At 74.3% G+C, this 3,459-nt stretch carries 1 protein-coding gene; it reads right to left on the bottom strand.

All coding sequences use genetic code 11. From position 1 onward, the window contains the following. Positions 1 to 3,459 (bottom strand): amino acid adenylation domain-containing protein (locus VF092_06740; protein ID HEX6746978.1); only part of this gene is annotated, 3,459 nt, incomplete at both ends.

The following is a 3,459-nucleotide window of genomic DNA, read 5'->3' on the forward strand; positions in this document are numbered from 1 at the left end:
TCCCCGAGGTGTAGATGACGTAGGCGAGGTGGTCGGGCGAGAGCCCCGCCGGCCGCGGATCGGCGGCGGGCAGATGCGCCCACGCCGCTTCGTCGGCGGGGTCGAGCACCGGCACGCCGGCCGCCGCGAACCGCGCCGCCAGCGCCGACGACGCCAGCAGCACCGCGGGGCGGCTGTCGGACAGCATGTAGCGCAGCCGCTCGTCCGGGTACGACGGATCCAGCGGCACGTACGCTCCGCCGGCCTTGAGCACGGCCAGCATCGCCACCACCATCTCCACCCCGCGCTCCACGCAGAGCGCCACCCGGGCGTCCGGCTCCACGCCCAGCGAGTGGAGGTGGTGCGCCAGGCGATTGGCGCGCGCGTTCAGCTCCGCGTAGGTGAGACGCTCCCCTTCGAACGACACTGCCTCCGCGCCCGGCGTGCGCTCGACCTGTGCTTCGAAGAGCTCGTGGACGCACGCCTCGCGGGGATACGCCGCATCGGTCGCGTTCCACTCCTCCACCACGCTGCACCGCTCCTCCGCGGGGAGCAGCTCCAGCCGATCGACGGGCTGCGTGTCGTCCGCGACCATCTCCTCCAGCATGCGGCGCAGATAGCCCACGTGCCGCTCCACGGTCGCCCGGTCGAAGAGCGCGGTGGCGTAGTTCACCCCCCCCTCGATCCGCCCGCCATCCTCCCAGAGCGCCAGCGAGAGGTCGAACTTCGCGCTCCCCTGCGACGACGAGTCCCCGGAGTCCGCCGGGTCCAGCGGAGCCAGTGCCAGCCCCGGCAGCTCCGGGCGGCTTACCGGCGCGTTCTGCCAGGCGAACATCACCTGGAAGAGCGGGGTGTGCGCCAGGCTCCGCGCCGGCTGCACCAGCTCCACCACCTGCTCGAACGGGATGTCCTGGTTCTCCTGGGCCTCCAGCGCGCGCGCTTTCACGCGCCCCAGCGCCTCCGCCACCGTCGGCGCGCCGGAGAGGTCCACGCGCAGCGCCAGTGTGTTGAGGAAGAAGCCGATCAGACCCTCGATCTCGCTCCGCCCGCGGTTGGCGCTCGGGGTGCCGACGACGACCTCGTCCTGGCCCGACAGCCGGGCGAGCACGGCCGCCCATCCGGCGAGCAGCGTCATGTGAAGGGTGGCGCCGTGCCGCTGCCCCAGCGTCTTCAGCGCCGTGGTCAGCGCCTCGTCCAGCTCCACGTCCACCGAGTCGCCGGCGAAGTCCTGCCGCGCCGGGCGCGGATGGTCGGCCGGCAGCTCCAGCAGCTCCGGCGCGCCCGCGAGCGTCTCGCGCCAGTAGTCCGCCTGCCTCCGCAGCACGTCTCCATCCACCCAGCGCCGCTGCCACGCCGCGTAGTCGGCGTACTGCACCGGCAGCGGCGGGAGCGGATCGGGCCTGCCGCCGCGGAAGGCTCCGTAGAGGGCGCTCAGCTCGCGGGTGAAGATCCCCATGCTCCACCCGTCGGAGACGATGTGATGCATGGTGATGAGCAGCACGTGGTCGTCGCCGGCCAGCCGGATCAGCCGCCCGCGGACCAGCGGGCCCCGCGCCAGGTCGAACGGCGCCTCCGCCTCCTCCGCCACCTGGCGACGCAGCTCGTCCTCCGCGTCCGCCGAGGCACGGAGGTCGTGCTCGACCAGGTGGAACGGGCTCTCCTCCACCGCGGAGATCCGCTGCGCGGGAACGCCGTCCGTCTCCGGGAAGCTGGTGCGCAGCGCCTCGTGCCGCGCCACGATCTGGTCCAGCGCGCGCATCAGCGCCTCGCGGTCCAGCTCGCCCTTCAGCCGCAGGCGCATGGGAAGGTGGTAGACCGCGCCCGCGCCCTCCATCTGCTCGATGAACCAGAGCCGCTGCTGCGCGAACGACAGCTCCAGCCGCCCGCCGCGGTCAGCGGGAACGATGGCCGGGAGATCGGCATGCGCGGCCGTCTCCAGCCCGCGCGCGAAGTCCGCCAGCACCGGCCGGACGAAGAGGTCGCCGATCGCCGCCTCTACCCCCAGCGCCTGCCGCACCCGCGAGACGACGCGCACCGCCAGCAGCGAGTGTCCGCCCAGCGCGAAGAAATGGTCACGCCGGCCCACCCGCTCCACCCCCAGCACCTCGGCCCAGATCGCCGCGACGGCCTCCTCCACCTGGCCGGACGGCGCCTCGTACCCGCGCGTGGCGAACGCGTCGCCATCCGGGGCAGGCAGCGCGTTGCGGTCCAGCTTGCCGTTCGGGGTCAGCGGCAGCGCGTCCAGGCGCACGTACGCCGCGGGGAGCATGTATTCGGGCAGCCGCTCGGCCAGGCAGGTGCGCAGCGCCTCCGCGTCGGCATCGCCCACCACGTAGGCGACCAGCCGCGTGTCGCCCGGCGCGTCGGCGCGCGCCAGGACGACCGCGTCGCGCACGGCGGGGTGGCTGCGCAGCCCGGCTTCGATCTCGCCCAGCTCGATGCGGAAGCCGCGGATCTTCACCTGGAAGTCGGTCCGCCCCAGGAACTCCAGCGTCCCGTCCGCCCTCCAGCGGCCCAGGTCGCCGGTGCGGTACAGCCGCGCGCCGGCCCCGGGCGAGAACGGATCGGGGACGAAGCGCTCCGCCGTCAGCCCGGCGCGGCCCAGGTAGCCGCGCGCCACGCCGGCCCCGCCGACGTACAGCTCCCCTGCCACCCCCACGGGCGCCGCCTCGCCGCGCGCGTCCAGCACGTAGATCCGCGCGTTGGCGATCGGCCGGCCGATGGCGGGCGCGCCGTCGTCCAGGCCGCACACGTGCGAGGTCGAATCGATGGTCGCCTCGGTGGGGCCGTACAGGTTGACCACCTCGCCCACGCCCGCCGCGCGCGCCTCCTCCACCAGCGCCGCCGAAAGCGGCTCGCCTCCGCAGAAGAGGAGCCGGCAGGGGAGCGGCCTGTCCGCCGAACGCGCGCCGAGCACCGCCTGGAGAAGGGTCGGGACGAACTGCGCGACGGTGACCCCGCCCTCCCCCATCACCCGCCCGATGGCCTGCGCGTCCTTTGCCGCGGCGGAGGAGAGGAGCAGCATCCGCGCGCCGGTGGCCAGCGGCGTCCACAGCTCCCACACCGACGCGTCGAACGAGATCGACGTGCGCTGCAGCACCATGTCGGGCGCGCCGATGCCGAACGCCGCGGCCTGCCACGCGGTGTGGTTGACCAGGCTGCGGTGCTCGACCATCACCCCCTTCGGACGCCCCGTGGAGCCGGAGGTGTAGATGACGTACGCCAGGTGGCCGGGCGTGAGCCCCGCGCACGCGGGGTTCGTCTCCGGCCGCTGCGCCCACGCCGGGGCCGGGGTGTCGAGCTCGACCGCCGGGACGTCCAGCCCCGCGAACGTGCCGCCCAGCGACGACTGCGTGACGAGCGCCGCCGGCGCGCTGTCCTCCAGCATGTAGCGCAGCCGGTCGGCGGGGTACGCCGGGTCCAGCGGCACGTAGGCGCCGCCCGCCTTGAGGATGGCCAGCAGGGCGGCGATCATCTCCG

Source organism: Longimicrobium sp., assembly GCA_036377595.1.
Classification (GTDB): domain Bacteria; phylum Gemmatimonadota; class Gemmatimonadetes; order Longimicrobiales; family Longimicrobiaceae; genus Longimicrobium.